This window comes from Brevibacillus sp. HB1.4B (assembly GCF_013284285.1).
Lineage (GTDB): Bacteria > Bacillota > Bacilli > Brevibacillales > Brevibacillaceae > Brevibacillus > Brevibacillus porteri.
On sequence record NZ_JABSUT010000001.1, the window covers coordinates 755,159 to 781,494 of the forward strand.

Here is a 26,336-nt window from a genome sequence, read left to right on the forward strand (position 1 = left end):
AGGGCTGAAACCTTTTGGACTTGCAAGAAATCAAGTCTTTGACGGCGCGGGCGGCCAAACGATGGGGAGAAAAAATCGGGCTTGTCTTTGATGAATGGAATGAACAACTATCATTTAAGGAGATAGAAGACCGTTCCAACCAGATCGCCAACATGCTCCAAGTGCTGGGCGTAGGCTATGGGGATCGGGTAGCCGTCATGCTGAGGAACCAGCCGGAATTCCCGCTTACTTGGCTGGCGTTGGCAAAACTGGGCGCGACTATCGTGCCGATAAATGTAAATTACAAAGAGTACGATGCACAATATATCCTCCACCACTCCGAAGCAATCGTTATCGTAACTTCACAGGAGTTTTTATCCCTGCTACAGAAGATCAGACCTTCCTTACAAACCCTCCAAACAATCCTCTCAGTAGACCAATCAGACGATCCCAACGCTGTCGATTTCAGAACGATGTGTGAAACAGCGCCCACGACACCAACAGCACTTACCGTTTTTCCTGAAACTTTAGTCAACATCCAATATACATCCGGCACGACAGGCTTCCCCAAGGGGTGTATGCTTTCCCATGAATATTGGCTCACCATAGCAAAAAAGATGATCGAGCAGCATCCCAATTTGACCCATTCAGATGTACTGTTAACGGCGCAGCCCTTTTACTATATGGACCCGCAATGGAATTTGCTGGGTGCGATCGCTGTGGGGGCAAAGCTTGTGGTTCTCGATCGATTTCATCCCTCTACATTTTGGAAGAAAGTACGGCAATATGACGTTACCTTTTTCTACTGCCTGGGGATCATGCCCACGCTAATGGTCAAAACACCACGCTCGCCCTTAGACAGGGAAAATAACGTTCGCACCATCTTTTGCTCGGCCATTCCCCCGCATCTGCACCGCGAATTGGAAGAGCGATGGGGCGCGCCGTGGTATGAAGTTTTTGGCATGACAGAGACAGGTGGAGATATTTCGGTAAAACCACACGATCATGACCGATTGCTCGGAACAGGCTGCATCGGAAAACCGGATAAAGACCGGACCGTCCGCATTGTTGATATTCACAACCGCCCCGTTTCGAGAGGCGAGGTTGGCGAACTCGTCCTACGGGGCTTGGGGATGATGGATGGCTACTATAAAGACCCTGATGCGACTTGCGCTGCCTTTCAGGGCGGCTGGTTCCACACCGGAGATTTGGTGCGAATGGACGAAGACGGATACATCTATTATGTCGGCAGAAAAAAGGAGATGATTCGCCGGAGCGGGGAAAATATTTCGGCTGCTGAGGTTGAGGAAGTCATGAAAATGCATCCGGCCGTGCAATATGCTGCCTGTCTTCCAGTGAAAGACGAAATACGCGGGGAAGAAATCAAGGCATACGTGGTAGTGAAAGCGGACCAAACGGTGCCTCCTCATGAGTTGATCTCTTATTGCGCCGAGCATCTTGCTTACTACAAGGTTCCACGATATTGGGAATACCGAAGTGAATTGCCTCGTACCCCATCTGAGCGTATAGCCAAGCATGTACTGGCGAACGAAAAAGCAGATCTTCGCATCGGTTCCTATGATCGCATGGATGATAGCTGGAGATAACATGCAAATGGAGAGGAAGATAGGGATGAATAGTTGGGTAAAGGTACTGAAAGAGCTGACAGAGGCTTCCGGAGTTCCCGGACAAGAACAGGAAGTGCGAGAATTAATGCACACGTACTTGGAACCGCTTACAGAAGAAGTGTTCACAGATAATCTGGGAAGCATAATCGGGCGGAAAACAGGCCTGGCCAATGGACCCAAAATCATGATGATGGGCCATATGGATGAAGTGGGGTTCATGGTAACGCGTGTCATGAAGGATGGATTCATCGCCTTCCAGCCGCTTGGTGGCTGGTGGTCGCAGGTGATGCTGGCACAGCGCGTGAACATTAAAACACGCAAAGGGGATATCGTCGGCGTAATCGGGTCAAAACCGCCGCATCTGCTGTCTTCGGAAGAACGAAAGAAAGTGGTTGAGATCGAGCGTATGTTCATCGACATCGGAGCATCCAGTGCAGAACAGGCAAAGGAACTGGGGATTCGTCCAGGTGATCCGATTGTGCCGATCTGCCCTTTCACGGTGATGGCGAATGACAAGATGTATATGGCAAAAGCGCTCGATAATCGCGGCGGTTGCCTTACAGCCATTGAAGTAATGAAACAGTTACAAGAAACGGATCACCCCAACATCGTCTTTAGCGGCGCTACTGCACAAGAAGAAGTGGGATGCCGCGGTGCATTCACGAGCACGTATATGGTGCAGCCAGATATATTCATTGCATTGGAGACGGGGATAACGTTTGACACGCCAGGAAGCGCCGACTCTCCTAATTTGCCTGATATCAAGTGCGGTGGCGGGCCTACAATTGGTCTATTCGACGGCTCGCTCGTACCCAATCGAAAATTGCGGGAACTGTTATTTGATACGGCTGAAGAGGAAGGCATCCCGTATCAATATGGTGCTATTGCAGGTGCGGGTACGGACGCAGGAGCTGCACATATGGTTGGCAAAGGGGCTCCATCAGTTGTTATTGCAATCCCTGCGCGCTACATTCACAGTCACGCTTCGATTCTTCATCATGATGATGTAGAAAATACGGTGAAATTGCTGACGGCTCTCGTCAAAAAGCTGGATCAAAAAACGGTTGATTGGCTCAGATTGTAGGAGGCAAGGATATGTCCCAAACAAGGGAGAGTGGTGCCATTCATGGGGATAAGAAAGCGGGAAACCACCACGTTTGTGAGCATTGTCCTTTCCTGTTTCGTATTGTTGGCAAGCGTGGTCGGCTGCGGGACGCTTGTCACGAAACCAGATACGGATGAAGGAAAAAAAGATGCCAATATATCCGAGAAAAAGGGCGGTACGATCACCGTTGCGATCGGCAGTGAACCAGATACACTGGATGTCCACAAATCAACAGCGTTAAGCACGGAGGGGGTCGCGCTCAATCTAGGGGGGGCTCTCCTTTACAGAGATCCCCAAACAAATGAGGTCAAGCCCCATCTGGCCGAATCGTACTCCATTTCGGAAGATGGGAAGACATGGACATTTCGCATTCGCCAAGGCGTGACCTTTCATGATGGGACACTGCTTACTGCACAGGCGTACAAGCGAACGTTTGAGCGGGCTATGGCACCGGAAATCGCTCCGAAAGGCGTAGGGATGGTTCTTGGCATCATCAAATCGATCAAAACACCAGATGATCAGACCCTTATTTTGGAGTTGAATGAACCATCTGCCACGCTCCTCACCTATTTCACTTCCGCGAGCTGGATGCAGCCGCTCTCGGGGGACGCGGTGCAAACGTTTGGGGATCAATACGGAAGGAATCCGGTTGGTGTCGGTCCATGGAAGATGGAGAGCTGGAAATCAGGAGACTCTATCACACTGATTCAAAATGATGCGTATCGCTGGGCAACGCCCTTCTTTAAAAATCAAGGACCACCGAGGCCGGACAAATTAGTTCTGAAATTGATTCGAAATCCGCAAACGGCTGTCGCTGCTTTGGAGAGTGGAACCATCGACATCGCTGATCTCCCTGCGAAAGACGCGAAGAAATTCAAGAACAACAATCGTTTTACGGTACTTGAGCAGACAAAGCGCGGCTTGGGGCTGTTTGTCGAGCTGAACTTGAATAACGAGATTTTACAAGATAAAAATGTACGCAAAGCATTGCAAATGGCAGTAAAGAAAGATGCTATCGTGCAGTCGCATCTGCAAGGCGAAGGAATTGTTGCAGATGGTCCGCTACCAGCAAATTTGTTCGGATACGATCAATCCATTGCCCAATATGCATACAAATACAACCCCGAGGAAGCAGTGAAGCTCCTGGAAGAAGCCGGATGGAAACTGAATGCACAAGGGATAAGGGAGAAAGCAGGAAAACCGCTTCATCTCGAATTGTTGAGTATGGAAGTATGGTCTCAACCTGCCCAGTTGATGCAAGGAATGTTCAAAGCGATTGGGGTAGACGTGAAAATCATTACTCTGGAAGGCAGCGCAGTCGACCAGTTAACTGCTGCCGGCACATTTGACTTGGCGCTGGATGGATACGTGGCTGATGACCCTGATATCTTGTTTCCGTTCATGCATTCAACTCAGATCGGTGGGATGAATCGGTCAGCCATCCATGACAAAACGATCGATTCCTTGCTGGAAAAGGGACAGGTGACGATGAAGAGCGACGATAGAGCGAAAATTTATGAAGATCTTCAGAAGCGCGCTGTGGAGGAGGCGTTTTGGATTCCCATTTACACGGAAAAACGGTTTGTCGTAGTAAACAACCGTGTTCAGGGACTGATGCTTGATCCATCCGGACTGAAATTGTATCAGGACGTGTGGGTTAAGTAAACGAGGAAACAAAAAACAAGGAGAACAGGTCATGAACAATCAGGAATGGATCGTGAGTTATGAGGAGTTTGTCCGGGAAACAATGATGGGAAGCAAGGTGCCTGGGGCTGCAATTGGAGTGGCCAAAAACGGACAGCTCGTTTATGCCAAAGGCTTCGGCTATCGTGATACCGAGCAAGGTCAGGTAGCGACAGTTGATACTTTGTTCGGAATCGCTTCGATTACGAAATCGTTCACCGCTATTGCGATCATGCAGCTACAGGAAGCCGGAAAACTGACCGTTGCCGATCCTGTTTCCCGTTTTTTGCCAGAGTTTCATGTAAAAACGAGAAGTGGAACGGAAGCAATCACCATTCACAACTTTCTAACTCATTCCTCCGGTTTGCCGCCATTATCTTGCGTCGATGAAGCACTCAAGCGTGGAATCAACACCTATGAGGAATTAATGACCTATATGGCACAACTGGAATTTACTTTATTGGGCGCACCAGGTACGGAGTTCAGTTATTCCAATGATTGCTATACGCTCCTGGGTGCTATTGTTGAGCGGGCAAGCGGCAAGCCATATTCGACGTATGTGAAGGAGCATATTCTCCAACCAGCTGGAATGCAGCATAGTTGCTTTTCTTTGGAAGAGTTGCACGGGTACGAGGATAGGACACCGCTATTTGAGACACCGCCGTTTCAATCATCCGGCGGATTAAAATCAACGCTCACCGACATGATGAGATACACCGAGCTGTTTCGCACGAAAGGTTTGATTGGCAAGGAACGAATTCTTCGCACGGAAAGTGTGCAGCAGATGACCACCCCTTATTTCCGATGCGAGCAAAACCAATATTACGGGTATGGTGTAGCGATTACACCCAATTTCTACGGCGCTGTGATGCTGGGCCATAGCGGCAGAGAAAAAGGGATCCAAGCCTACATGAGCATTATCCCCGAGAACGGATTGGCTGCCGTGGCGCTCACCAATCTCAGCGGTTCGCCGGCTGCCGCATTGGCACATGGCACGTTTCACTGCATCGAGAATCGTCCTGCGAAATCAACGCATGTCACGTATAAGGAATATGACCTCCCGACAGATCGTCTGCTTGAATATGCGGGCGAGTACGGATCTATGGAAGGAATTCATCTTCAGGTAAGCGTGGATGCAGGCACGCTGATCGTAACGGTCGATCATTTGGACTCATTCTCTTTAAAAGCTATCGACGAAGACGTTTTTCTCGCGAACGTTGAAGGTTCGGATCAAACCGTACGCTTTATACGAGACGGAAGTCACACGGTAATTCGCATGATGGGCTCCTATCGCCAAATTCCCAAGCGAGTTTAGCCGTAAGCAATGAATACGCATTCTGGAAGAGAGGAGCGAACGAATCATGAAACAGTATTTGTTGAATCGGATGCTCTCAGGAGTGATTGTCCTCCTCGGCATTTCCATCTTTTCGTTTGCGCTCGTTCATTTTATTCCTGGAGATCCAGTACGGATCATGTTAGGGGAAAAGGCTACAAAAGCACAAGTGGAACAGTTACGTGATCAAATGGGGCTAAATCAACCCCTTCCTCATCAGTACCTGACCTACATGGAAAAAGTCATCCAAGGGGATTTCGGGACTTCCTTACAAACAGAAAGACCTGTCATCGTGGAAATAATGGAACGGTTTCCGGCAACGGCCAAGCTAGCCTTCGCTGGGATTGGCATCGCGGTCGTGATTGGCTTAACGATGGGAATGATCGCTGCGAAATACAAAAATACGCTCTTGGACTTTATGCTGATGGCAGCAGCTTCGATCGGATTATCGCTGCCGAGCTTCTGGCTGGGGTTAATCGTAATCATGTTATTTTCTGTTCAATTAGGCTGGTTTCCCATCGCGGGCGGTACGGGATGGAAGGATCTTGTTTTGCCTGCTTGTACCTTGGGCGTTTTGTCTTCCGCGATGATCAGCCGACTGACGCGTTCAGGTATGGTCGAAGTGCTTTCCCATGATTACATTCGAACGGCACGAGCCAAGGGATTGAGGGAGTCGATAATCCTATTTCGACACGCCTTGTGCAATGTCATGATTCCTGTTGTTACGGTGGTAGGCTTGCAAATCGCGACTCTGCTGGGTGGGGCGGTTATCATCGAACAAGTGTTCAACTGGCCTGGTATCGGCACATTGGCTATCCGTGCGATTTCAGCCCGTGATCTTCCGATGATTCAGGGCATTGTGCTGCTTATGGGCTTCGTCTATGTCGTGGTAAATATGATGGTCGACCTCCTCTATGGTTTGATTGATCCGCGTGTCGACCTCATTACGGAAAAGGAGGGGCGGTAACTTGAATGAGGTGAGCAAAACTGTCGCACATGGGGCGACGCATGCCAACTCCCCGATTTTCCCCAAGCTTGCCTTTTGGGAAAAAATCAAGAAACAGCGAGCAGCAAAACTAAGCTTGGTGGTGCTTTTACTCATTTCTGTGATCGGAATCGTCGGGCCTTGGATCGCTCCTTATGACCCTACTGAAAGTAATTACGAAGCCTTTTTGCAAGGCCCGTCTGCCAAGCATGTTCTCGGAACGGATGCGATCGGCCGCGATTTGTTTTCCCGTATTTTATACGGAACGCGCGTTACGCTTGTGGTTGCTGTCATGGCGGTCGGCATCACCGTATCGGCAGGAACGATGATTGGTGTCATCAGTGCGTATATGGGAGGATTTATTGATCACCTGCTCATGCGGATTATGGATATTTTGCTTGCCTTGCCGGGGATCATTTTGGCCTTGGCCATTGTCGCGGCGCTTGGACCGAGTCAAACCAATGCGATGATCGCAATCGGCATTTCTTCGATTCCCAGCTTTGCGCGTCTGATCAGGGCAGCGACTCTCGTCATCATGTCGTCTGGATATGTGGAAGCCAGCAGGTCGATCGGGACGCCGAGCTGGTGGATCATTCTTTTCCAGGTTCTCCCCAATATTACGAATGTATTGTTCGTTTACATGACACTGTTCGTCGGGGGAGCGATTCTCGATACGGCTGCATTGGGCTTTATCGGCTTGGGCGCGCAGCCGCCGACTCCCGAATGGGGGACTATGTTGAATGAAGGAAAAGATTATTTGTCCGATGCCTGGTGGCTTGCGACATACCCGGGATTGGCCATCACCATTGTCGTGTTGGCAGTAAACCGACTGGGAGATGCCTTGCGTGATATTTTTGATCCTCGTACGCAAAAGTAAATGGGCAATAAGAGGATTGGAGAGGGGGACTCCATTTATGGACAATGTATTGGAAGTGACAGGGCTGACAACCCGGTTCTCGAAAGAGTCGGGTACGGTTACGGTTGTTGATCAGCTTGATTTATATGTGAAAAAAGGGGAGACGCTGGGAATTGTCGGAGAGTCGGGGTGTGGCAAGAGCGTCACTTCGCTCTCGCTCATGCGACTGTTGGACGATAATGCCACTTTGACTGGAAGCATTCGATTCAACGGGAAAGAAGTGCTTGCGCTGAGTGAAGCCGAGATGCGCAGTCTCAGAGGCAAGGAAATGGCGATGATTTTTCAGGAACCGATGCATTCGTTAAATCCGGTGTTGACGATCGGCCGACAAATCAGTGAGGTACTGCATGAGCATGAGGATGAAAGCAAAGCGGCGGTAAAGCAACGGGTACTGGATTTGCTTACCGTGGTGGGCATCTCCCGAGCAGAAGAGATTTACAGGGATTACCCGCACCGTTTGTCAGGAGGAATGAGGCAGCGGGTGATGATTGCCATGGCGATCGCATGTAATCCGTCATTACTGATCGCTGATGAACCGACGACCGCATTGGATGTGACAATTCAAGCGCAAATCTTGAATCTGATCAAAAAAATCAGAAGGGACATCGGCATGTCAGTGATCATGATTACGCATGATTTAGGGGTGGTAGCTGAAGTGTGCGACCGCGTCATAGTGATGTATGCGGGACAAGCGATTGAAACAGCCGACGTACGGTCGTTGCTGCGCAATCCGAAGCACCCATACACCGTAGGTTTGCTCCAATCGACACCAAGGCAACGCACAAAGAGGCTTCACAGCATAAAAGGCAGTGTGCCGACACCGGAAAACAAACCAAATGGGTGCCGGTTTGCCCCGCGATGCGATAGAGCGATGGCGATATGTTGGGAGCGAAATCCTGTGCTCCGTCCAGTGGATCAGCATTCTTCTTGTCGATGCTGGTTATTTACCCAAGACAAGGATCATGAACAGGAAAGCTCGGTGGTAGGTGGATGACGACTCCAATCCTGGAAGTGAAAGGGCTGCGCAAGCTGTTTCGCATGAAAAAAGGGTGGTTTCAACAACCGCATGATGTTCATGCTTTAAACGGGATTGATGTGAGCGTCTATGAAGGAGAAACGCTGGGGATTGTCGGGGAGTCAGGCTGCGGAAAGTCTACATTGGGAAAATGTATTCTGCGTTTGCTGGAGCCGGTCCAAGGCGAAATTCGTTTCCAAGGTAACGAAATAGGAAAAATGAACAAAAACGAAATGCGTGCAGTAAGGCGAAATATGCAAATGGTTTTTCAAAATCCATTTGAAACATTGAACCCGAAACTAACGATCGGGCACATCTTGACGGAGCCGCTGATTTCGCACGGTATTCCTCGAGAGCAGAGACAAGCGCTACTGGAAGAAACGATTGAGATTGTCGGCATGAGCAAGCAGCATCTATCTCGCTATCCTCACGAATTTTCCGGAGGGCAAAGACAACGAATTGGCATCGCCCGCGCCCTGATTCTTCGGCCAAAGCTGATTATCGCAGATGAGCCTGTCTCCGCACTGGATGTGTCGATTCAATCGCAAATTCTTAATTTGCTGCAGGATTTGCAAGAACAATTTTCGTTGACCTATGTCTTCATTTCACATGATTTGAGCGTAGTTGAGCACATTGCCGATAAAGTGGCGGTCATGTATTTAGGTGAAATCATCGAGTATGCTGAGAAAGAGAAGCTGTTTGGACGACCGCTGCATCCCTATACACAAGCATTGCTTTCAGCCAAACCCATTACCGATCCTGATGATACGCGAGAGCAAATTGTGTTGTCCGGAGATCTCCCGTCTCCGTCTAATCCGCCGAAGGGATGTAAATTCCATCCGCGCTGCCGGTCCAGCATGGAAATATGCAAAGTCGAGTTGCCAAAGCTGAGTGAAATAGAAGGGCAATCGGTCGCTTGTCATCTCTATCAATCATTTCCCGCAATCGATCCTTCTTAAAGCAAGGTGACTGCTCTATAATTCTGGAACTTGTAGTTTGCACGGTACATCGGATAAAAGGAGGAGAGAAATGTTTGATCTTGGGATCCCGTTTAAAAAAATGAATGGCTGTGGCAACGACTTTATTGTAGTAGACAATCGCGATGGCCTGTTGAACGAGGTTGCGCTTTCAGCCTTTGTCCAAAATGTATGCAGGCGAGGCACTTCAATCGGTGCGGATGGGTTCATGCTGCTGGAGAACTCCAACATCGCCGATTTTAAGATGAGGTATTTTAACGCTGATGGCAGTGAAGGAGAAATGTGCGGTAACGGTGCAAGGTGCATGTCGCGCTTTGCGTACCACATCGGGGCAGCCAAGACGAAGATGAGTTTCGAAACGATGGCCGGCATCTATCAGGCAGAGCTCAATCAGAACGGCGTAAATGTCAAGTTCCCCGACGTTCAATTGCAGGCGCTGAAGCTGAATCAACCATATGAGTGGGACGGACCGAGCGGCGTCTACCACTACGGTGTTGTCGGAGTTCCCCACACGGTCTGGTTTGTCGAAAATGTTATCGCGATAGCGGACGACCAGCTCAGAGAATGGGGACGAATGGTCAGAAATGATCAGCAGCAGTTTCCCCATGGTACTAATGTAAATTTTGTGGAACTGATTGATAGGCAAACGCTTAGCATCAGAACCTATGAGCGCGGAGTAGAGGCAGAGACCTACGCGTGCGGTTCTGGATCGACTGCTGCAGCAATCATTGCCGGTATTTTAGGACATGTAGACACCTCTGTGAACGTGCTTACTCGAGGGGGACCACTTAAAATTTCTTATCATCTCACAGATTATGCTGCCGAATCCGTTTACTTGGAAGGCAACTCAAAGCTGGTAGCAGAAGGACATTTGCTGCCCGATGCATGGACATGAGAACGCCCCATAGTGATAAACCCTTCTGTTACAAATAAGACACAAGGTGACATATTTAAAGGTCTAAAATGGGAGTAGATGATCAACGAAAGGAGTAACTATTCATGAAACGAAGAATCATTTTAGATCTAGCCGTTACCTTAGATGGTTTTATTGAAGGGAAAAATGGGGAAATTGATTGGTGCATAATGGACGCTGAAATGGGGTTTGTTCATTTCTTACATCAAATTGACACGATTCTATATGGAAGAAAAAGTTATGATTTATGGGGACAATTTTCGCCAGAAATGGAACATACGGATAAGGAAAAAGAGATTTGGGGATTGGTTCATAGTAAAGAAAAATATGTGTTTTCCAAGACACAAAAAGGGACTGATCATAAAGCAATATTCATCAACGATCATATTCTTGAAGTAGTCAATCAATTAAAGAATAAGCCTGGTAAAGACATCTGGCTATATGGTGGAGCTAGTCTTATTACAACTTTTATCCATTTAGAGCTTGTAGATGAATTTCGATTATCTGTTCACCCTGTTATTTTGGGAGAAGGAAAACCGCTGTTTATGGATATAAAGCAGAGGGTGAATTTGAGTTTGGTGAATACAAAAACTTTCTCCTCTGGCGTTGTGCAACTCATCTATCATTTGAATGGGAAGTAATATTCAGGATCGTATGTCACTTCTTCAACGAACGAGGTTAGCTATTTCAATCATCACAGCGGTGAGCCAAAGACTTTCAGGTCATGGGTCGCCTCTGTTTTATTATTCAAAGTCAGTCCAAAATCAACTTTTATGAAAATGGAGATTACTTCGTTGGTTTCATCACTTTACAGTTATATAACCAGGTGGCAGCACGTCAATATGGCGTGCGGATTGAAGAATCGATGAGGATCGTGGTAGAATTTGTCACGAGATGGCCTCTTTCTTGAATAGCTATGACGAATTGTATTGGAGCTGATATAAACCATGAAAACGGAGATCATAAATAGATTCATCTCTTACGCACAAGTTGATACACAATCCGATGAGAACAGCGAAACTTGCCCCTCAACACCAGGGCAGCTAGTGTTGGCCCAAATGCTCGTGGACGAGCTGCAAGCCATAGGTATGCAGGAAGTGACGATGGATTCGAACGGCTATGTAATGGCAACCCTACCATCCAATACAGACAAAGAGATTCCAACAATCGGTTTTCTTGCTCATATGGATACAGCCACCGATTTTACCGGCGCTGGCGTGAAGCCGCAAGTCATCGAAAATTATAACGGACAAGACATAGTCTTGAATGAAGCACTTACTATTGTCCTTTCGCCGCGTGATTTTTCAGAGCTGACTGGCTACAAAGGGCACACGTTAATAACGACAGACGGTACCACATTACTTGGCGCTGACGATAAAGCCGGTATTGCCGAAATCATGACCGCTATGGCTTATCTGATTCGACATCCAGAACTAAAACACGGGAAAGTGAGAGTAGCGTTCACTCCGGACGAGGAAATCGGCAGAGGCCCAGACAAGTTTGATGTGTCCGCCTTCGACGCAGTATATGCCTATACGATGGATGGCGGTCCTCTTGGCGGGATCGAGTACGAGAGCTTTAACGCTGCATCAGCTATCATTACTTGCAAAGGAAAGAATGTTCACCCTGGCTCTGCCAAAGGTAAAATGGTTAACGCTGCTAAAATAGCCATGGAGCTGCATGGAAGGCTGCCGATTCATGAAACTCCTGAGGAGACGGAAGGCTACGAAGGCTTCTATCATCTGTCTTCCATACAAGGTGACGTCGAGCAAACTCAGCTGCGTTATTTGATCCGGGACCACGATCGTAATCGGTTTCAGGAGAGAAAGTCCCACCTAGCTCGTATCGTAGAAGAACTACAGAAAAAATACGGAGAGAAGCGAATTGAGCTCGAAATCAAAGACGAATACTTCAATATGCGGGAAAAGATTGAGCCTGTAATGGAAGTAGTGGACATCGCTACACAAGCACTAGAAAACCTTGGAATCCTGCCGATTATTCAGCCGATACGCGGTGGTACAGATGGCTCTCAGCTATCCTACATGGGGTTGCCAACACCGAATATTTTCACTGGCGGGGAAAACTACCACGGGCGGTTCGAGTATGTTTCCGTTGACAACATGATGCACGCTGTAAACACCATCATCGAAATCGTTAAGCTGTATGAGCAAAGATCCTGATCACGGGATATCCTTAATAAAACTCATCTTCCTATCAAAAAGACTTGAGATTACCCTAGGGGTAGAATTTGCTTAGGGGATGTTGTCAGGAGGGAGCGCTCATGAAGAAGATTCAAAAAATTGTAGTGGTTGGTGCAGGTATTGTTGGTACATCCATGACCTACTACTTATCAAAGCAGAATCAGAATGTCACTTTAATAGAGACGAATTCAACTGCTGCATGTGAAGCCACTAATAAGTCTTTCGGTTGGATTCATCCATCGTATCAGGTATCAGAAAATTATCGACATTTGTATGATGCATCGATAGCCGAATATCATGAATTAGAAAAAGAGATACCTGATCTAGAAATAAAATGGGATGGAGCACTGACTTGGGAAGTCCCTATAGATTATGAGGAGTCTCGTAAACAACCATTAAATCGGCAGCAAATCATAGAATTAGAACCGAATCTAAAGGAATACCCCGAGGAAGCTTATTATGCGTACGAAGAAGGCGCACTAGATCCAATTTTGACTGCAAAACTTTTGGTGAAAAAAGCAGAAGAAAATGGAGCGAGCGTACTGTTTGATACAAAGGCGATGCAAATAATCACAGAGGGATCTAAGGTTGTTGGGGTAAACACCTCCAATGGTTTTCTAGAAGCAGATGTTATTGTAGTAGCCACTGGCGCAGCTATACCCGAACTCTGTAAGCCATTAGGCTTTGATGTTCCTGTCGCTCCTTCACCTTCTATACTGATCCGAATGAAATCGAAAGAAAAGTTGATCCGCACCTTAGTTTCAAATTCTAAATTTGAAGCGAGACAACTAACCGATGATCTGTTACTAGCAGCGGAAGATTATATTGATGAGTCTGAACAAAATGGACCCGAGGCAGTTGGAAAGCGGGCGTTTGAAATTCTACGGCACAATCTAAAAGGCGGAGAGAAGTTGGAACTGGAAAGCATCCAGGTAGGCTTGAGACCCATGCCTGAAGACGGTTACCCTATTGTTGGATTTCATGACGAAATAAAGGGTCTTTATCTGACCGTTATGCATTCAGCTGTTACACTAGCGCCTATTATCAGCCGCTTAGCTGCGAATGAGATAATAAACAACGTACAAATGAAAGAATTAGAGAGCTGCCGACTAATCAGATTTTTATGTGAAGTAGATTTTATGTGAAGTAGATTAGGGGGAAAAGGCGATACTTTCGAAAGGGCGGATGTCTAGTAGAGACGATTCGCCCTTTGTCATGATTCATTTCAATTTCTTCACCATGTAACTCCATTTTTTCTCTTTAAATAAAAGATGTGATAGGAGGCTGCTTTCTCGCAATTGCGTATGGAACGATAATCGCTGGTAAAGCTGCTCAGCCCGAGGGTTTTTACCTGCGACGTACAAGCTTAACTTGTCTAGGCTTGGCTGCGCTTGTGCGAAATTGTGCGCCCAATGCAATAGCAGGTTTCCAACTCCTTTGCCTTGATGATTCGGATGGACAACAACATCTGTAATATAGCATTCTCCAGCCTGTGGTTTATGGTCTAGGAAAGATAACCCGATGAACATTTTCAGGAGATTCCATCTGCCAAAACGGTAGAAGTTCTTCTTCCATGCAGGAAATATTCGCCTACTATCAAATTCAGTTTTCCACTTGATGGATATCGTCCCGATAACTTCTCCCTCTTGTAGCGCGACCATTCGTTGACTCGCACGATCTGTAGGAACATGATCAAATAATTTTTCGAAAAAGAGGGCGAGCTCGCCATCATTGAGCTTCGTAAGAGTTTGGAATTTCCCACGAAACCCGTGAACAAGAAGTTGACCAATCTGTTGATTGTACGTGGAATGCATCGGCTCTATTGTAATTGGTGATCCAGTCATGATCGGTTTCCCCTTTCGGAATGGGTAGTCGGTTCGATCAAAGCTTGTAGTTCATAGTGCAGTTGGTTTTGACTAAATAGGGATAAGTAAGATCTTTCAATGAGGATCAAGGGTCCCTGTATAACATGAGACTGTGCTGCGGCATAGGAGTAAAACTGTTCAATCACTTGTTCAAGCTCATCCTCTTCATGGATCAGCCTCTGGGTAGACAGATAGTTGCCGCTGGGCAATGAAAAATCGCCAGGCGCTTCTGTTTCCGTGTATAACGTAATGGTACTGGAATTATCCTCAATAAAATGAAGGTCCGATTCGAACAAGTTCGGGACAGACTTGGCCTGTTCAGTCAACAGTTTGGCGTTTAGCGTTATTTGTGAATCCATTTCTATCCAACGTGCCAAATAGGTGGTTTCACGCCACTTTATTTGGTAGTCATTGGAGTGCACAATAAAATTCTTTTGTTCATGCAATACCCTGTTTATGAAATGCTGTAGTTCTTGAAGGCGAAGTATCTCTGCATGTATTTCTTTCAAAGAATGATTGAGTAGCTGCCCGTATTGATCAGTAGAATAGGAAGTCATGCATTCTTTAATCGACTGGACAGGCACCCCCAATTTGCGCAGCAACAGAATATGGGATAGCTGGTAAACTTGATCCATGCTGTACATCCTGTACTGATTGTTATCTAGGTAAGCAGGTAGAAGAACCCCCTTCTCTTCAAAATAACGAATCTGATGAACAGACACATTCATAAGCCTAGCTAATTCGCTAATGGTAATATCACTCTTCATAAACGTTACTCCCTATGGATGTTGTGGAATATCTCAACCATACACCTTAGGTCAGACCTAAGGTCAAGATGTACGTTCAAAGAAAGGCTCTTTTGTAGATGCTCTCGATACCAAGCGATATTGACACATCCATGCATTTGGAGATATTGTAGATATAATAAATCTACAATAGATTTTCATGACAGGAGGCCGGTGAGTATGGCGAATATTTGGAATGAGCGCTTTCATTCGGAAGAATATTATTATGGGGAAGAACCTAACGTTTTTATTCAACAACAGGCTTATCGGATAGAACAAGGACAAAAAGTGATCGCGTTTGCAGAGGGTGAAGGCCGGAATGCAGTTTTTTTAGCAAAAAGAAATCTTGAAGTGACAGCCATTGACTATTTCGGAGAGCGGATTGCAAAAAACGAAAATACTGGCTCAGAAGCATTCCGTTGACGTACTTACCCAAAAAATTGACCTTTTGGAAGAGGATGTGCCGAGCGAAGAATATGATGTCGCGATTATGGTATATGGCCATTTTCATAAAGATGCGCAGATCTCCGTTCTTAATAAAATGAAAAAGGCGATAAAGCCCAAAGGAATTCTCATGCTTGAGGTCTTCTCCAAGGAACAAGTAAAGTATGGAACGGGCGGGCCTCCAGAACTTGAAATGCTATATGATCCCAAAGATATCCTTGCTTGGTGCGAAGGTCATGAAGTGATCCATTTCTTCTATGGTGAACAAGAGCGTGTGGCAGGTAAGGCCCACAATGGATTAGCCCATGTTATTCAGCTTGTATTACGAAAATGATGCGGAAACTACTGGGGCTTCCGAATCTCGATCAATTTCATGATCCACCCTATTTTCAAAAGAATCAGAGATGTAAATAACCTTTACTATAATACGCAATAAATCCGATCGACCTTATGAAAGGAATTGTACATAATGACAGATCAAGTAAGTAGTGTACCTGTATTTTCACAAACGATCACTGACTTTTGGCGGGAGCAATTTTTGAACGGTGACGTCCTCTATAGCGATGAATCCTTTACTGTTGCCATAAATCCTACACTTGACGAAGAAAGTCGGGTCATGATGCTGGAAACCTCCGACGGGCGTGTTATGGCGGTCTTGACACCTGCGCTGGCTGATAAGATAGGTCTCTTTCAACAACAATCCTTGTCTGAGTCGACCTTTCGCCAGAAATTGAATGAAGCGGACATCACACTGCATGGCGCAGATTATCTTTTTTATTTTTCAAAAGCGGATAAAAACGTATTGCTGCACGAAAATCTGGAAGGTAACTTGCGCCGGCTAACCGAGCAAGATGAGGCTGTTTTCTTCGAGTTCACATCTTCCGCATCGGAACAAGACTTGGACGACGCTTATGTAGAATTGGATCACTGGGCGGTGTTCGGCTCTTTTGAGCAAAATTGCCTGGCTAGCGCTGCCAGTATGTATCCATGGGAAGAGGATCTGCAAATTGCGGATCTCGGCGTACTGACGCTGACGTCCTTTAGAGGACAAGGGCACGCCCGCCAAGTGGTGCGTTCCATCTGTAAATACGCCTATGGTCAGGGATACGAACCACAGTACCGATGCCAACTCGATAACCATGCGTCTACTGCCTTGGCGAAGGCAGCGGGTTTCACACTGTTTGGAAAATGGGAAGTGATTTCTCCGGATTCTACTGACTGAGAATCCCATCTCATGTCATAGTGCTCGAACCATTCTTTTTGATCACATGGTAGGAAGACATGATCAACATAAACAAGGATGCGAAGTTGAAACGATTACGCATAAAAAGCCCACACATTCCGTGAAGAGGAGAATAGTGGGCTTTTTGTGATGGAAGAGAGGCTATCGAGCTGGTGACAAGATCATAATCTAGCCGGTCCCTGCATACGTTAGAATCAGCCATTCGGAAATGAAAGAGTTCATATATTTTATCGTGTTCTTACGATTCCCTCTCTGCCTGCAATACAATGCCAATTACTACTGTCCATAAATCCTTAAGATGAAAAAAGCAAAAAGATGTTGATTTCTATTGTTAACTGCTATATAAATTAATTAGAAGTATTATTATTTAATACTTAATTTAAATGACGGGAGAGGGACAAATGGACTCTATGGCAACTGCTAACACTGGAAAGTGCCCGTTTTCGCACGGTAGCACTACGAATCACAACCCAAGTGCTACGTCGAATAAACACTGGTGGCCCAACCAGTTGAACTTGAACATCTTGCATCAGCATGACAGAAAATCTAACCCTATGGGCGAAGACTTCAATTATGCAGAAGAATTCAAAAAGTTGGACTATCAGGCTCTCAAGCAGGATCTTTATGATCTAATGACAAACAGCCAAGAGTGGTGGCCTGCCGACTACGGACATTACGGGCCATTATTTATCCGTATGGCTTGGCACTCCGCTGGTACATATCGTACAGGAGACGGACGTGGAGGTGCTGGAACTGGCACACAGCGTTTTGCTCCACTTAACAGCTGGCCAGACAATGCCAACCTTGATAAAGCTCGTCGACTGCTATGGCCGATCAAGCAAAAATACGGTAACAAGATCTCTTGGGCCGACTTGTACATTCTAGCAGGTAATGCTGCTATTGAATCCATGGGTGGGAAGACAAGCGGTTTTGGAGGCGGACGCGCGGACGTTTGGCATCCAGAAGAAGATATTTACTGGGGTGCTGAAAAGGAATGGCTAGGCGATAAGCGTTACTCCGGCGATCGTGATCTCGAGAATCCGCTTGCTGCTGTTCAAATGGGTCTTATTTATGTGAACCCGGAAGGTCCGAATGGGAATCCAGATCCGCTTGCAAGCGCTCGCGACATTCGCGAAACCTTCAAACGCATGGGAATGAACGATGAAGAAACCGTTGCACTCGTGGCAGGTGGCCATACGTTCGGTAAGGCTCACGGCGCAGGAGATGCTGCTCTTGTTGGACCAGAACCGGAAGCTGCTCCTGTGGAAGCAATGGGCTTAGGATGGCAGAGCACACACGGTTCCGGTAAAGGTCGCGACACCATCAGTAGCGGTATTGAAGGTGCCTGGACTGCGAATCCAACTCAATGGGATAATGGTTTCTTTGAACTACTGTTCGGCTATGAATGGGAGCTGACCAAGAGCCCTGCAGGTGCACACCAGTGGGTTGCAGTAAATCCTGCTGCTGAGCATCTTGCACCAGATGCAGAAGACGCATCCGTTCGCGTTCCAACCATGATGACCACTGCGGATATGGCCTTGCGTATGGATCCAGCATACGAAAAGATTTCTCGTCGTTACTATGAGAATCCAGAGGAGTTTGCAGATGCATTTGCAAGTGCATGGTTCAAACTCACACACCGTGACATGGGGCCTCGTACAAGATATTTAGGTCCAGAAGTTCCAGCAGAAGATTTTATTTGGCAAGATCCTGTACCTGCTGCTGAGTATGAGTTAACCGATGCAGATGTAGCAGAGCTGAAGACACAGATCTTAGACTCGGGCCTTACCGTCAGCGAGCTGGTAACAACGGCTTGGGCTTCCGCTTGTACCTTCCGCGGCTCGGATATGCGTGGCGGCGCAAATGGTGCTCGCATCCGTCTTGCTCCACAGAAGGAATGGGAAGTAAATGAGCCGAAAAAACTTGAAAAAGTGCTAACGATCCTGGGAGTCATTCAAGAGGACTTCGGCAAGAAAGTCAGCTTGGCCGATTTGATTGTACTCGGCGGTAGTGCCGCAGTCGAAAAAGCTGCACAAGATGCTGGCTTTGATGTAACCGTTCCTTTTGCTCCTGGACGTGGCGATGCAACACAAGAGCAAACCGATACAGAAAGCTTTGCTGTGCTTGAGCCAATCGCTGATGGTTTCCGGAATTATCAGAAGAAGCAATATCGTGTCAGTCCTGCGGAGCTCCTGATAGACAAGGCACAGCTACTAAACCTTACTGCTCCAGAAATGACTGCACTCGTTGGCGGTATGCGTGTTATTGGTACAAACCACGATGGCACACAACACGGTGTATTCACGGATCGTGTAGGCACACTCACAAACGACTTCTTTGTTAACTTGCTAGACATGGGCGTACAGTGGAAACCTGTAGACGGAGGCGTATTTGAAGGACGTGATGGCCAAACAGGTGAAGTCGTGCGTACAGCGACTGCAGTTGACCTCGTATTCGGTTCAAACTCTGTTCTGCGTGCCATTGCAGAAGTTTATGCGCAAGACGATAACAAAGAAAAGTTTGTGCGTGACTTCATAGCGGCATGGGTGAAGGTAATGAATGCAGATCGTTTCGATCTTAAAGAAGCATAATTTGAAAATATAAAGCAAAGAACAGTATTTGTTGTTGGATACTGTTCTTTGCTTTATATTTTCTATAGTCATAGTAGAAATCGAATCGGTTACGATGTTCTACTCTCATTCATTGGTAGGAATGTGAAAACTGCTCTTGAAAACCATCTGAAGTAAGCCTCCAGGTGGTTTTCAATCTTCTCTGTAACAACGAACGAAATGGTTTTTATAGAATTTACAACTTGGAGACAACTGAAAGATACTTTTAACATATGAACGCTATATTCTATGAACTGTAACAAGGGTTTCGTGCCCAAACCAAAAACAAAAAATTTCAGGAGGCATTACCATGAACAAAAAGAATATTCTCGTTTTGTCAATGGCACTAACAATTGTAGGCGGTGCCACAGCAGCGGTATTTGCAAGCGATAACGCAATTAATTCTACGAAAAACAAAGTCGTTACGTTGGAAAGCAAAGAAGGAAATGGCACAACTCAAACCACTACAAATGATGTAGTCAAAGTAGCAAATGGAAAGATTAGCGATGAAGAAGCGGTAAAAATGGCAACGAAAGCTCTAAAAGACTATAGGGGGCTTGACGCGAAATCTTTTGGTGAGGCGCATGTAAATCGAACGAACAACCAAGAAGACTTTAAGTTCTTTATGGATTTATATTCAAAAGAAGATGCAGCTGTATTAAAAGAAAACGCCAAAAAAGATACGGCTGATGTTATCGTTGTACAGTTTGTTCGGGCTGAAGACTTAAACCAGTCAATGCCCGCTTCTAATCGCATTGTCATAAATGAAAAAACAGGTGAAATTGTTTCTCTAACTGCTTTCACTGATGAAAATCGAAGCTCAGAGGCAACAATCGATGATGCGAAAGTTAAATCTGCGGTTATCAGCTTTTTTGATCAACAACAGAAAAAGGTTAAGGAAAATACGATGAAGGTTAGTAAGAGTGCTAGTTCCGGAACCGTACGTGTTCTTTGCAACCTGGAAGATGGAAGAGATGTAGAGATGACAATTAGTCTGAAGAATTATTCAGTATCTAGTTATGAGATTAATTATGACAGACTACTCCCTCTACCTTCCGATGAAAAAGACCACAGTGAGAATTTCAGAGAACTGTAAGTAAATGAAGATATTGTAGGACGGATAAGATGGAGTAAGTGCCCGAAATGGTACTTACTCCATCTAACCCAAAAATTCCAGGAGGCATTACCATGAACAAAAAAAACATTCTCGTTTTTTCGATGGCACTATCCATTGTAGGCGGTTCTACTGCAGCTGTATTTGCAAGCGAAAATGCGGTTCCTTCTACTAAAAACAACGTCGTAACAATGGCAAGCAAAGCAGGAAATGGCACAAATCAAACCACTGTAGCCAAAGTAGCAAATGGGAAGATTAGTGATGCAGAAGCGGTAAAAATGGCAACCAAAGCTCTAAAAGACTATAGGGGCCTTGACGCGAAGTCTTTTGGTGAGGCGCATGTAAAGCGAACGAACGCGCAAGAAGACTTTAAGTTCTTAATGGGTATAGTTTCAAAAGAAGATGCAGCTGTATTAAAAGAAAACGCCAAAAAAGATACGGCAAATGTTATCGTGGTACAGTTTGTTCGTGCTGAAGATTTAAACCAGCCAATGGGTGCTTCTAATAACATTGTCATAAATGAAAAAACAGGCGAAATTGTTTCGTTAGCTGCTTTCACTGATGAAGATCGAAGCAAAGAGACAACAATCAATGATGCGAAAGTTAAATCTGCGGTTATCAACTTTTTTGGGAAACAACAGAAAAAAGTGAAGGAAAATACGCTGAAGGTAAGTAAGAGTGCTAGTTCTGGAACCATACGTGTTCTTTGCAACCTGGAAGATGGAAGGGATGTAAAAATGACAATTAGTCTGAAAAATTATTCAGTATCCAGTTATGAGATTAATTATGATAGACTAATCACTCTACCTTCCGTAGCAAAAGACTACCGTGAGAATTTCAGAGTCCTGAAAGTGAATTAAAAATTGTAGGATGGATTAGATGGAGTACGTGCCCGAAATGGTACATACTCCATCTAACCGTTACAAAAGGAACGAGGTAAAAACGGAATGATAAAAATTTTAGTGGTTGAAGATGATATCGCAGTAGCAAATTTAATAAAATTGAATTTAAATACGGCAAATTATGAGAGTACAGTCGTTTTTGATGGAGAGGAAGCCCTAAATATTATTGAAAGTGATCGCTTTGATCTCATACTTTTGGATGTGATGCTTCCAAAAGTGGATGGATTTACTTTATTCGAAAAAATTAAACCTTTAGGGATACCTGTCATTTTTTTAACTGCGAAAAGTTCGGTCACAGATAAGGTGTATGGATTAAAAGCGGGAGTAGATGACTATATGACGAAACCCTTTGAAGGAATTGAATTGCTGGCCAGGATTGAAAATGTATTAAGACATTACAATAAAAAAAGCAACATCATAAATTTTAAAGACACAGAAGTATACTTGCAAGAAATGAAGGTGAAAAAGAACGGTGAAATGATTGAGCTTACCTTGAAAGAGTTCGAATTATTGGTGTTTTTAGTGCAAAATAAAAACATCGTATTAACGAGGGAAAAAATCATAGAAAAAATTTGGGGATATGACTACGTTGGCGAGACGCGGACGATTGACAACCATATACAAAAGCTAAGAAGAAAGCTGGGATGGAAAGATGAAATTAAAACCGTATTTAAATTGGGATATAGGCTGGAGGAATAAATGAAATTTTGGCAGAGGATATTTTTATGTACATTAATCATATTTGAAATCTTTTTTGTACCAGCATCCATTTACCTGATTAATAGCAGCTTTGAACTCAATCTCAATATGGAGATCCGTTCCGGGATAAGCGAACAGGATCGATTTGCTAACTCTTTAGAATCAAATCTATATCTGCTTAAAGTTCAAAAATCTTCAAACCCGGATGCTGAAGGAGTTGGCAAACCAAACATCGATTCAATGATTCGTACATACTTGGACAACCTCGGAGAACAGGATGTATATCTGGATGTAATAGATGAAAATAATAAGGTTATTTTCAGTCATTTTAAAAACAACAAGATAACTCTTACTCATCGTGAAGAATTAAACATACCATCAGATAAAGTAAATTACATCATACGGGATCTAGGCGAAAAGACTTACGTATTTATAGCTAAGAATATTTATTTGGAAAATAATCACTATAAGCTTTCTTACGTGAAAGATATTTCCAGTGTTTATGAAAATAGAAAAGACTTATTAAGCCTTTTAATCAAGTTAAATGCTCTTATCTCAGCAATTTTGGTCATCGTTACCATAACAATGAGCAAGTTTATAGTAAAACCGATTAATAAACTTATCAAGTCAACAAGAATTATTGCAGGCGGGAATTTCAGCGAAAGAGTAAAGGTGAAATCGAATGATGAAATCGGGTTGTTAGCGGAAAATTTCAATTTGATGGCCGTTGATATAGAAGATAAAGTAAACCAGCTTAAAAAAACTTCAGAAGACAAGCAAAGGTTTATCGATAACCTGGTACATGAACTAAGAACTCCCTTAACGTCGATCATAGGCTATGCGGATTATTTACGAACGAATAAATATGATGAAGAGACTTATATCAACTCATTAAGCTTTATCTATGAAGAAGGAAAGCGGCTAGAGAAACTGACATTTAAGCTTATGGAGCTCATTGTTTTGCGAAAAGAAGATTTTGAGTTAAAAAAGGGAAAACTTGACGAACTTTTTGTGGAAATCAAACATTCCTTTATTCCAAAGCTGAACATAAAGAATATAGATCTGGAAATATCGACGGAGCATCTTAGTGTTTTAATGGATAAAGATTTGATGAAAATTTTACTTGCAAACCTGATAGACAATGCGATTAAAGCATCGAAGAACAACGATAAAATACTTCTGCGTTCTTACAGAGATACTGAGTCGAAAATTATTCTGGAAGTGAAAGATACAGGGATCGGTATTCCTGATGACGACATAACAAAAGTCTTTGAGCCATTCTTTATGTCCGACAAATCGAGATCGAGAGCGAATGGAGGAGGCCTCGGGCTCGGGCTTTCATTATGTAAGGAGATCGCTAACATTCATGACGCTGAAATAAGAATAGAAAGTAAGCTCGGTGAAGGTACAATTATCCAATTAGTTTTTAACTATTAGATGAAGAAAGCTTTGCCGTACTTGATCCAATCGCTGATCACGGATCGTGTAGGTACACTCACGAACACCTTCTTTATTAACTTTCTAGACAGGGAGTACAATCTGAAAATGTTAAAGTCTGGTTTCAGGATGAAGAGATTCATGATTAATGAAACGTTGGATGATCCTAAAAAAACCTGATTCCCTGAATCCAGCGCTGAAGTAGCTTTAGCGTTGCCAAACATCATTTAAGGTCGCAAAGTGAAAAACTTGCAAAGTAGTAAGTAGACGAAAATACGTGGTGGCGATAACGTAGCTCAATCTTGTTGTTCACTGAAAATAATGTTTTAGACTTAAAAATAAAATGTTAGACTGTGAAAAAAATAGATACATAAAAGAGGAAGTTTGATGGTGTATGCACAAAGCCGAATGGAAGTACTACCGGACGATACCTATGAGCATAAGTAACGAGCGCTCCCCGTGTCGATGGAGAGAGAGGGTCGCCTATAGCGTGGCCGTTTTTGTTGTCATGGCTTTGGGCTTAGGGTCCAGAGCGTTCGCTGATGTGTTGCCTGTCTTTGTAGCTGAGCATTTTGGCGATGCATTATGGGCGTGCATGATCTACTTCGGCTTTCGCACATTTTATGCTCATAAAAAGATTTCTTTCGCGCTGTGGTGGAGCCTCGCGTTTTGCTTTGCGATCGAGGGCAGCCAATTGTATCAGGCCGATTGGATCAATTACCTCCGTGCGACAACTATGGGGGCGTTGGTATTAGGAAAAGGCTTTTTGACGGCGGACCTTGTGCGGTACACTGCGGGAGTTGCCGTCTCTTCTCTGCTCGACCTCGCTTGGCCTTGGCGTAAGCACTCGTGATTTTTGGCGGAAATCTATCGTAGACTTTAGGAGGGATCATGTTGCAGCAGCTCTTTAACGATATGATTAAACAGGACGTAAAGCCGTTCCTTTCCAAGCATGGCTTCGCAAAGAAGAGTTTGAATTTCCATAAGAGTACAGAAAACCTCATCTACATGTTCAACTTCCAAAAATCTGCTGGCAATGCAGCGGACAATGTCATGTTTTATGTGAACTGCGGCATTTATGCAGCGGAGTTGGCACAAATACAGTCGAGAGAGATTCTAACAGCACCTAAAGAAGCGGAGTGTCATTTCAGAGCAAGAATTGGAGAAATGGTTGAGTCTGCTCCGGAACGATTTTCAATCACTCCTGATACGAATATGGATGATGTAAGAAAAACGCTGCTAAGTGGATTAGAAGAGGTTATCCATTTCTATGATACGATGACCAGTGCCAGATCCATTGTTGATTATTACACTTCAGGTCCATTTTTACATCTGAGCGAAGAAAGCTTTCATTTGCTCTTACAATCTAATGATGTAGTAGCGGCTAAACATTATTGGAAGACGTTGCAGGAAAAGTACGGAACAGAAAAGCGATGGACCATATTCGAGAATAAATACACGGCCATCTTCCATAAATACGGCGTAGAATTTGATAAGCGATAAGTCAGCATTGTGATCGCAAGTGAGAAACGATTTGGTGGCGGTGGCAAAATCTTGATGATGCCTTACCCCGTTATGACATGAACCTAACGTAAACGTTCGTTCAATAAGAACAGCGGCCAGTATAAGACTTTATTTTCAGGTCTTAGCTGGCCGCTGTTTCATTTTGTGGAGTTAGTCTGAAACCAGTTTCTGGTAAAATAGGCGAACGAATAGGCGGAAAAACCATAACGTAAAGTGTATCAAAGCCAATGGAGGAGGGAAATTATGTACGGGTGGTATCCACAAGAGGGTTATTATCCAATTTCGGCGGGAGAAGGCAGACGCTACAACGATTACGAATTACTGAGACACATCGCCAGATTAGAGCGACGTTTGGCAGAAGTACAAGAAGCCTTGTCAGCATGTATGAAAAAGAATGACGGATTAAAAAAGGATTTAGAAGTTGTTAGACTGCAAAGCCCTGTGCAAACTCAAAATGATCAAACCTATCAACAGCCAGCAGTCGATAAAGTAAATGTCAAATGTATAGCAGCGACAGGGACATCGGTAACCTTTGAGATATCGGAAAGAAGATTAACATTTGATAGCGATTATTATGGTAAATATGTAGGCGAATATACCCCTGGAAAAGTATACGCAGCCATGGCGGATTATGGTGCGGGGCAAATCTATCTAACTATTAAGGATGATAATGAAATTTGGCATACATTTAGATATTCACGTTTCGAATCGTAATTGACAAGTTGTTGTCGAGTGATGTAACCAAGAATACTGACTGTGTGTTGCCAGAAAATGCTTATGTCACTCGACATGATACATACTTCGAAAAGTGCTATGTAATAAAATATTTAGCCAAACCAAATAAGAAAGTACAGAAATGTTATGGGAACTCAAGTGCTTATTTATGTTCGATTTCTTGACGAATTACATGCCAAAATGCGTTACGTGTGGTTTCCATCAACTTTCATCAGCGTTATCTTGGGCGTTGAAGCAACATATG

General features: G+C 44.7%; 24 protein-coding genes and 1 pseudogene. 23 read left to right on the forward strand and 2 right to left on the reverse strand.

All coding sequences use genetic code 11. From position 1 onward, the window contains the following. Window positions 1–14: 14 nt before the first annotated feature. The 12 genes from HP398_RS03505 (at window position 15) to HP398_RS03560 (ending at window position 13,880) form a co-directional block, all read left to right on the forward strand. Window positions 15–1,586 (forward strand): AMP-binding protein, encoded by a 1,572-nt coding sequence (locus HP398_RS03505; RefSeq protein WP_173621847.1) that lies wholly within the window; start codon window positions 15–17, stop codon window positions 1,584–1,586. 25 nt (window positions 1,587–1,611) lie between these two features. After that, entirely contained in the window at window positions 1,612–2,691 is a 1,080-nt protein-coding gene (locus HP398_RS03510) for a M42 family metallopeptidase (RefSeq protein WP_173621848.1), read from the forward strand. Window positions 2,692–2,733: 42 nt separating this feature from the next. Next, the gene (locus HP398_RS03515; protein ID WP_173621849.1) at window positions 2,734–4,377 is read left to right on the forward strand and encodes an ABC transporter substrate-binding protein; all 1,644 of its coding nucleotides are present in this window, start codon (window positions 2,734–2,736) and stop codon (window positions 4,375–4,377) included. Between the two features lie 31 nt (window positions 4,378–4,408). Continuing rightward, on the forward strand, window positions 4,409–5,710 hold the full coding sequence (locus HP398_RS03520; RefSeq protein WP_173621850.1) for a serine hydrolase domain-containing protein: 1,302 nt from the start codon (window positions 4,409–4,411) through the stop codon (window positions 5,708–5,710). Between the two features lie 46 nt (window positions 5,711–5,756). Beyond that, window positions 5,757–6,695: a nickel ABC transporter permease gene (nikB, locus tag HP398_RS03525; protein WP_173621851.1), complete on the forward strand. Its 939-nt coding sequence runs from the start codon at window positions 5,757–5,759 to the stop codon at window positions 6,693–6,695. A gap of 1 nt (window position 6,696) precedes the next feature. Then, window positions 6,697–7,590, forward strand: coding sequence for an ABC transporter permease (locus HP398_RS03530; protein WP_017248542.1), 894 nt, complete (start codon window positions 6,697–6,699; stop codon window positions 7,588–7,590). 37 nt (window positions 7,591–7,627) lie between these two features. Then, window positions 7,628–8,623: an ABC transporter ATP-binding protein gene (locus HP398_RS03535; RefSeq protein WP_173621852.1), complete on the forward strand. Its 996-nt coding sequence runs from the start codon at window positions 7,628–7,630 to the stop codon at window positions 8,621–8,623. Next, window positions 8,620–9,603, forward strand: coding sequence for an ABC transporter ATP-binding protein (locus HP398_RS03540; RefSeq protein WP_173621853.1), 984 nt, complete (start codon window positions 8,620–8,622; stop codon window positions 9,601–9,603). The genes HP398_RS03535 and HP398_RS03540 overlap by 4 nt, the downstream gene beginning before the upstream one ends. A 70-nt stretch (window positions 9,604–9,673) precedes the next feature. Beyond that, window positions 9,674–10,516 carry a diaminopimelate epimerase gene (dapF, locus tag HP398_RS03545; protein WP_173621854.1) on the forward strand — a complete coding sequence of 281 codons (843 nt, stop codon included), beginning with the start codon at window positions 9,674–9,676 and terminating at the stop codon, window positions 10,514–10,516. Between the two features lie 104 nt (window positions 10,517–10,620). Beyond that, window positions 10,621–11,175, forward strand: coding sequence for a dihydrofolate reductase family protein (locus HP398_RS03550; RefSeq protein ID WP_017248546.1), 555 nt, complete (start codon window positions 10,621–10,623; stop codon window positions 11,173–11,175). 306 nt (window positions 11,176–11,481) lie between these two features. After that, window positions 11,482–12,714 (forward strand): peptidase T, encoded by a 1,233-nt coding sequence (gene pepT / locus HP398_RS03555; RefSeq protein ID WP_017248547.1) that lies wholly within the window; start codon window positions 11,482–11,484, stop codon window positions 12,712–12,714. A 101-nt stretch (window positions 12,715–12,815) separates the two neighbouring features. Further along, a complete protein-coding gene (locus HP398_RS03560; RefSeq protein ID WP_173621855.1) occupies window positions 12,816–13,880 on the forward strand; it encodes an NAD(P)/FAD-dependent oxidoreductase in 1,065 nt (354 codons plus the stop codon). Between the two features lie 75 nt (window positions 13,881–13,955). On the opposite strand, the gene HP398_RS03565 is transcribed toward HP398_RS03560, so the two are convergent. Together HP398_RS03565 and HP398_RS03570 are read right to left on the reverse strand one after the other, a co-directional pair. Beyond that, window positions 13,956–14,579, reverse strand: a complete 624-nt coding sequence (locus HP398_RS03565) for a GNAT family N-acetyltransferase (protein WP_173621856.1) — start codon at window positions 14,577–14,579, stop codon at window positions 13,956–13,958. Continuing rightward, the gene (locus HP398_RS03570) at window positions 14,576–15,367 is read right to left on the reverse strand and encodes a MerR family transcriptional regulator (RefSeq protein ID WP_173621857.1); all 792 of its coding nucleotides are present in this window, start codon (window positions 15,365–15,367) and stop codon (window positions 14,576–14,578) included. The genes HP398_RS03565 and HP398_RS03570 overlap by 4 nt, the downstream gene beginning before the upstream one ends. Before the next feature lie 198 nt (window positions 15,368–15,565). On the opposite strand from HP398_RS03570, the pseudogene HP398_RS03575 reads away from it, so the two are divergent. From HP398_RS03575 to HP398_RS03625, 11 genes and pseudogenes are all read left to right on the forward strand, one after another. Then, a pseudogene (locus HP398_RS03575) lies at window positions 15,566–16,163 on the forward strand (class I SAM-dependent methyltransferase). A gap of 135 nt (window positions 16,164–16,298) precedes the next feature. Beyond that, entirely contained in the window at window positions 16,299–17,051 is a 753-nt protein-coding gene (locus HP398_RS03580; RefSeq protein ID WP_173621858.1) for a GNAT family N-acetyltransferase, read from the forward strand. A gap of 422 nt (window positions 17,052–17,473) precedes the next feature. Further along, window positions 17,474–19,663 carry a catalase/peroxidase HPI gene (gene katG / locus HP398_RS03585; RefSeq protein ID WP_173621859.1) on the forward strand — a complete coding sequence of 730 codons (2,190 nt, stop codon included), beginning with the start codon at window positions 17,474–17,476 and terminating at the stop codon, window positions 19,661–19,663. Between the two features lie 328 nt (window positions 19,664–19,991). Then, window positions 19,992–20,777: a hypothetical protein gene (locus HP398_RS03590; protein ID WP_173621860.1), complete on the forward strand. Its 786-nt coding sequence runs from the start codon at window positions 19,992–19,994 to the stop codon at window positions 20,775–20,777. Window positions 20,778–20,869: 92 nt separating this feature from the next. Continuing rightward, the gene (locus HP398_RS03595; RefSeq protein ID WP_017248556.1) at window positions 20,870–21,655 is read left to right on the forward strand and encodes a hypothetical protein; all 786 of its coding nucleotides are present in this window, start codon (window positions 20,870–20,872) and stop codon (window positions 21,653–21,655) included. A gap of 87 nt (window positions 21,656–21,742) precedes the next feature. Next, window positions 21,743–22,396, forward strand: coding sequence for a response regulator transcription factor (locus HP398_RS03600; protein ID WP_017248557.1), 654 nt, complete (start codon window positions 21,743–21,745; stop codon window positions 22,394–22,396). Next, window positions 22,397–23,833: a sensor histidine kinase gene (locus tag HP398_RS03605; protein WP_173621861.1), complete on the forward strand. Its 1,437-nt coding sequence runs from the start codon at window positions 22,397–22,399 to the stop codon at window positions 23,831–23,833. Further along, window positions 23,834–24,013: a hypothetical protein gene (locus HP398_RS03610; protein WP_017248559.1), complete on the forward strand. Its 180-nt coding sequence runs from the start codon at window positions 23,834–23,836 to the stop codon at window positions 24,011–24,013. Between the two features lie 253 nt (window positions 24,014–24,266). Next, window positions 24,267–24,686, forward strand: a complete 420-nt coding sequence (locus HP398_RS03615) for a ribosomal maturation YjgA family protein (RefSeq protein WP_254475808.1) — start codon at window positions 24,267–24,269, stop codon at window positions 24,684–24,686. A gap of 38 nt (window positions 24,687–24,724) precedes the next feature. Further along, window positions 24,725–25,336, forward strand: coding sequence for a DUF4304 domain-containing protein (locus HP398_RS03620; RefSeq protein WP_173621863.1), 612 nt, complete (start codon window positions 24,725–24,727; stop codon window positions 25,334–25,336). Window positions 25,337–25,600: 264 nt separating this feature from the next. Next, window positions 25,601–26,071 (forward strand): hypothetical protein, encoded by a 471-nt coding sequence (locus HP398_RS03625; RefSeq protein WP_017248562.1) that lies wholly within the window; start codon window positions 25,601–25,603, stop codon window positions 26,069–26,071. Window positions 26,072–26,336 lie beyond the last annotated feature (265 nt).

What these genes read in the sequence shown, in the direction of transcription:
- HP398_RS03510 (WP_173621848.1), top strand. Translation starts at nt 1,612, where the DNA reads ATGAATAGTTGGGTAAAGGTACTGAAAGAGCTGACAGAGGCTTCCGGA.
- HP398_RS03515 (WP_173621849.1), top strand. Translation starts at nt 2,734, where the DNA reads ATGGGGATAAGAAAGCGGGAAACCACCACGTTTGTGAGCATTGTCCTT.
- HP398_RS03520 (WP_173621850.1), top strand. Translation starts at nt 4,409, where the DNA reads ATGAACAATCAGGAATGGATCGTGAGTTATGAGGAGTTTGTCCGGGAA.
- nikB (WP_173621851.1), top strand. Translation starts at nt 5,757, where the DNA reads ATGAAACAGTATTTGTTGAATCGGATGCTCTCAGGAGTGATTGTCCTC.
- HP398_RS03535 (WP_173621852.1), top strand. Translation starts at nt 7,628, where the DNA reads ATGGACAATGTATTGGAAGTGACAGGGCTGACAACCCGGTTCTCGAAA.
- HP398_RS03540 (WP_173621853.1), top strand. Translation starts at nt 8,620, where the DNA reads ATGACGACTCCAATCCTGGAAGTGAAAGGGCTGCGCAAGCTGTTTCGC.
- dapF (WP_173621854.1), top strand. Translation starts at nt 9,674, where the DNA reads ATGTTTGATCTTGGGATCCCGTTTAAAAAAATGAATGGCTGTGGCAAC.
- HP398_RS03550 (WP_017248546.1), top strand. Translation starts at nt 10,621, where the DNA reads ATGAAACGAAGAATCATTTTAGATCTAGCCGTTACCTTAGATGGTTTT.
- pepT (WP_017248547.1), top strand. Translation starts at nt 11,482, where the DNA reads ATGAAAACGGAGATCATAAATAGATTCATCTCTTACGCACAAGTTGAT.
- HP398_RS03560 (WP_173621855.1), top strand. Translation starts at nt 12,816, where the DNA reads ATGAAGAAGATTCAAAAAATTGTAGTGGTTGGTGCAGGTATTGTTGGT.
- HP398_RS03565 (WP_173621856.1), bottom strand. Translation starts at nt 14,579, where the DNA reads ATGACTGGATCACCAATTACAATAGAGCCGATGCATTCCACGTACAAT.
- HP398_RS03570 (WP_173621857.1), bottom strand. Translation starts at nt 15,367, where the DNA reads ATGAAGAGTGATATTACCATTAGCGAATTAGCTAGGCTTATGAATGTG.
- HP398_RS03580 (WP_173621858.1), top strand. Translation starts at nt 16,299, where the DNA reads ATGACAGATCAAGTAAGTAGTGTACCTGTATTTTCACAAACGATCACT.
- katG (WP_173621859.1), top strand. Translation starts at nt 17,474, where the DNA reads ATGGACTCTATGGCAACTGCTAACACTGGAAAGTGCCCGTTTTCGCAC.
- HP398_RS03590 (WP_173621860.1), top strand. Translation starts at nt 19,992, where the DNA reads ATGAACAAAAAGAATATTCTCGTTTTGTCAATGGCACTAACAATTGTA.
- HP398_RS03595 (WP_017248556.1), top strand. Translation starts at nt 20,870, where the DNA reads ATGAACAAAAAAAACATTCTCGTTTTTTCGATGGCACTATCCATTGTA.
- HP398_RS03600 (WP_017248557.1), top strand. Translation starts at nt 21,743, where the DNA reads ATGATAAAAATTTTAGTGGTTGAAGATGATATCGCAGTAGCAAATTTA.
- HP398_RS03605 (WP_173621861.1), top strand. Translation starts at nt 22,397, where the DNA reads ATGAAATTTTGGCAGAGGATATTTTTATGTACATTAATCATATTTGAA.
- HP398_RS03610 (WP_017248559.1), top strand. Translation starts at nt 23,834, where the DNA reads ATGAAGAAAGCTTTGCCGTACTTGATCCAATCGCTGATCACGGATCGT.
- HP398_RS03615 (WP_254475808.1), top strand. Translation starts at nt 24,267, where the DNA reads ATGAGCATAAGTAACGAGCGCTCCCCGTGTCGATGGAGAGAGAGGGTC.
- HP398_RS03620 (WP_173621863.1), top strand. Translation starts at nt 24,725, where the DNA reads ATGTTGCAGCAGCTCTTTAACGATATGATTAAACAGGACGTAAAGCCG.
- HP398_RS03625 (WP_017248562.1), top strand. Translation starts at nt 25,601, where the DNA reads ATGTACGGGTGGTATCCACAAGAGGGTTATTATCCAATTTCGGCGGGA.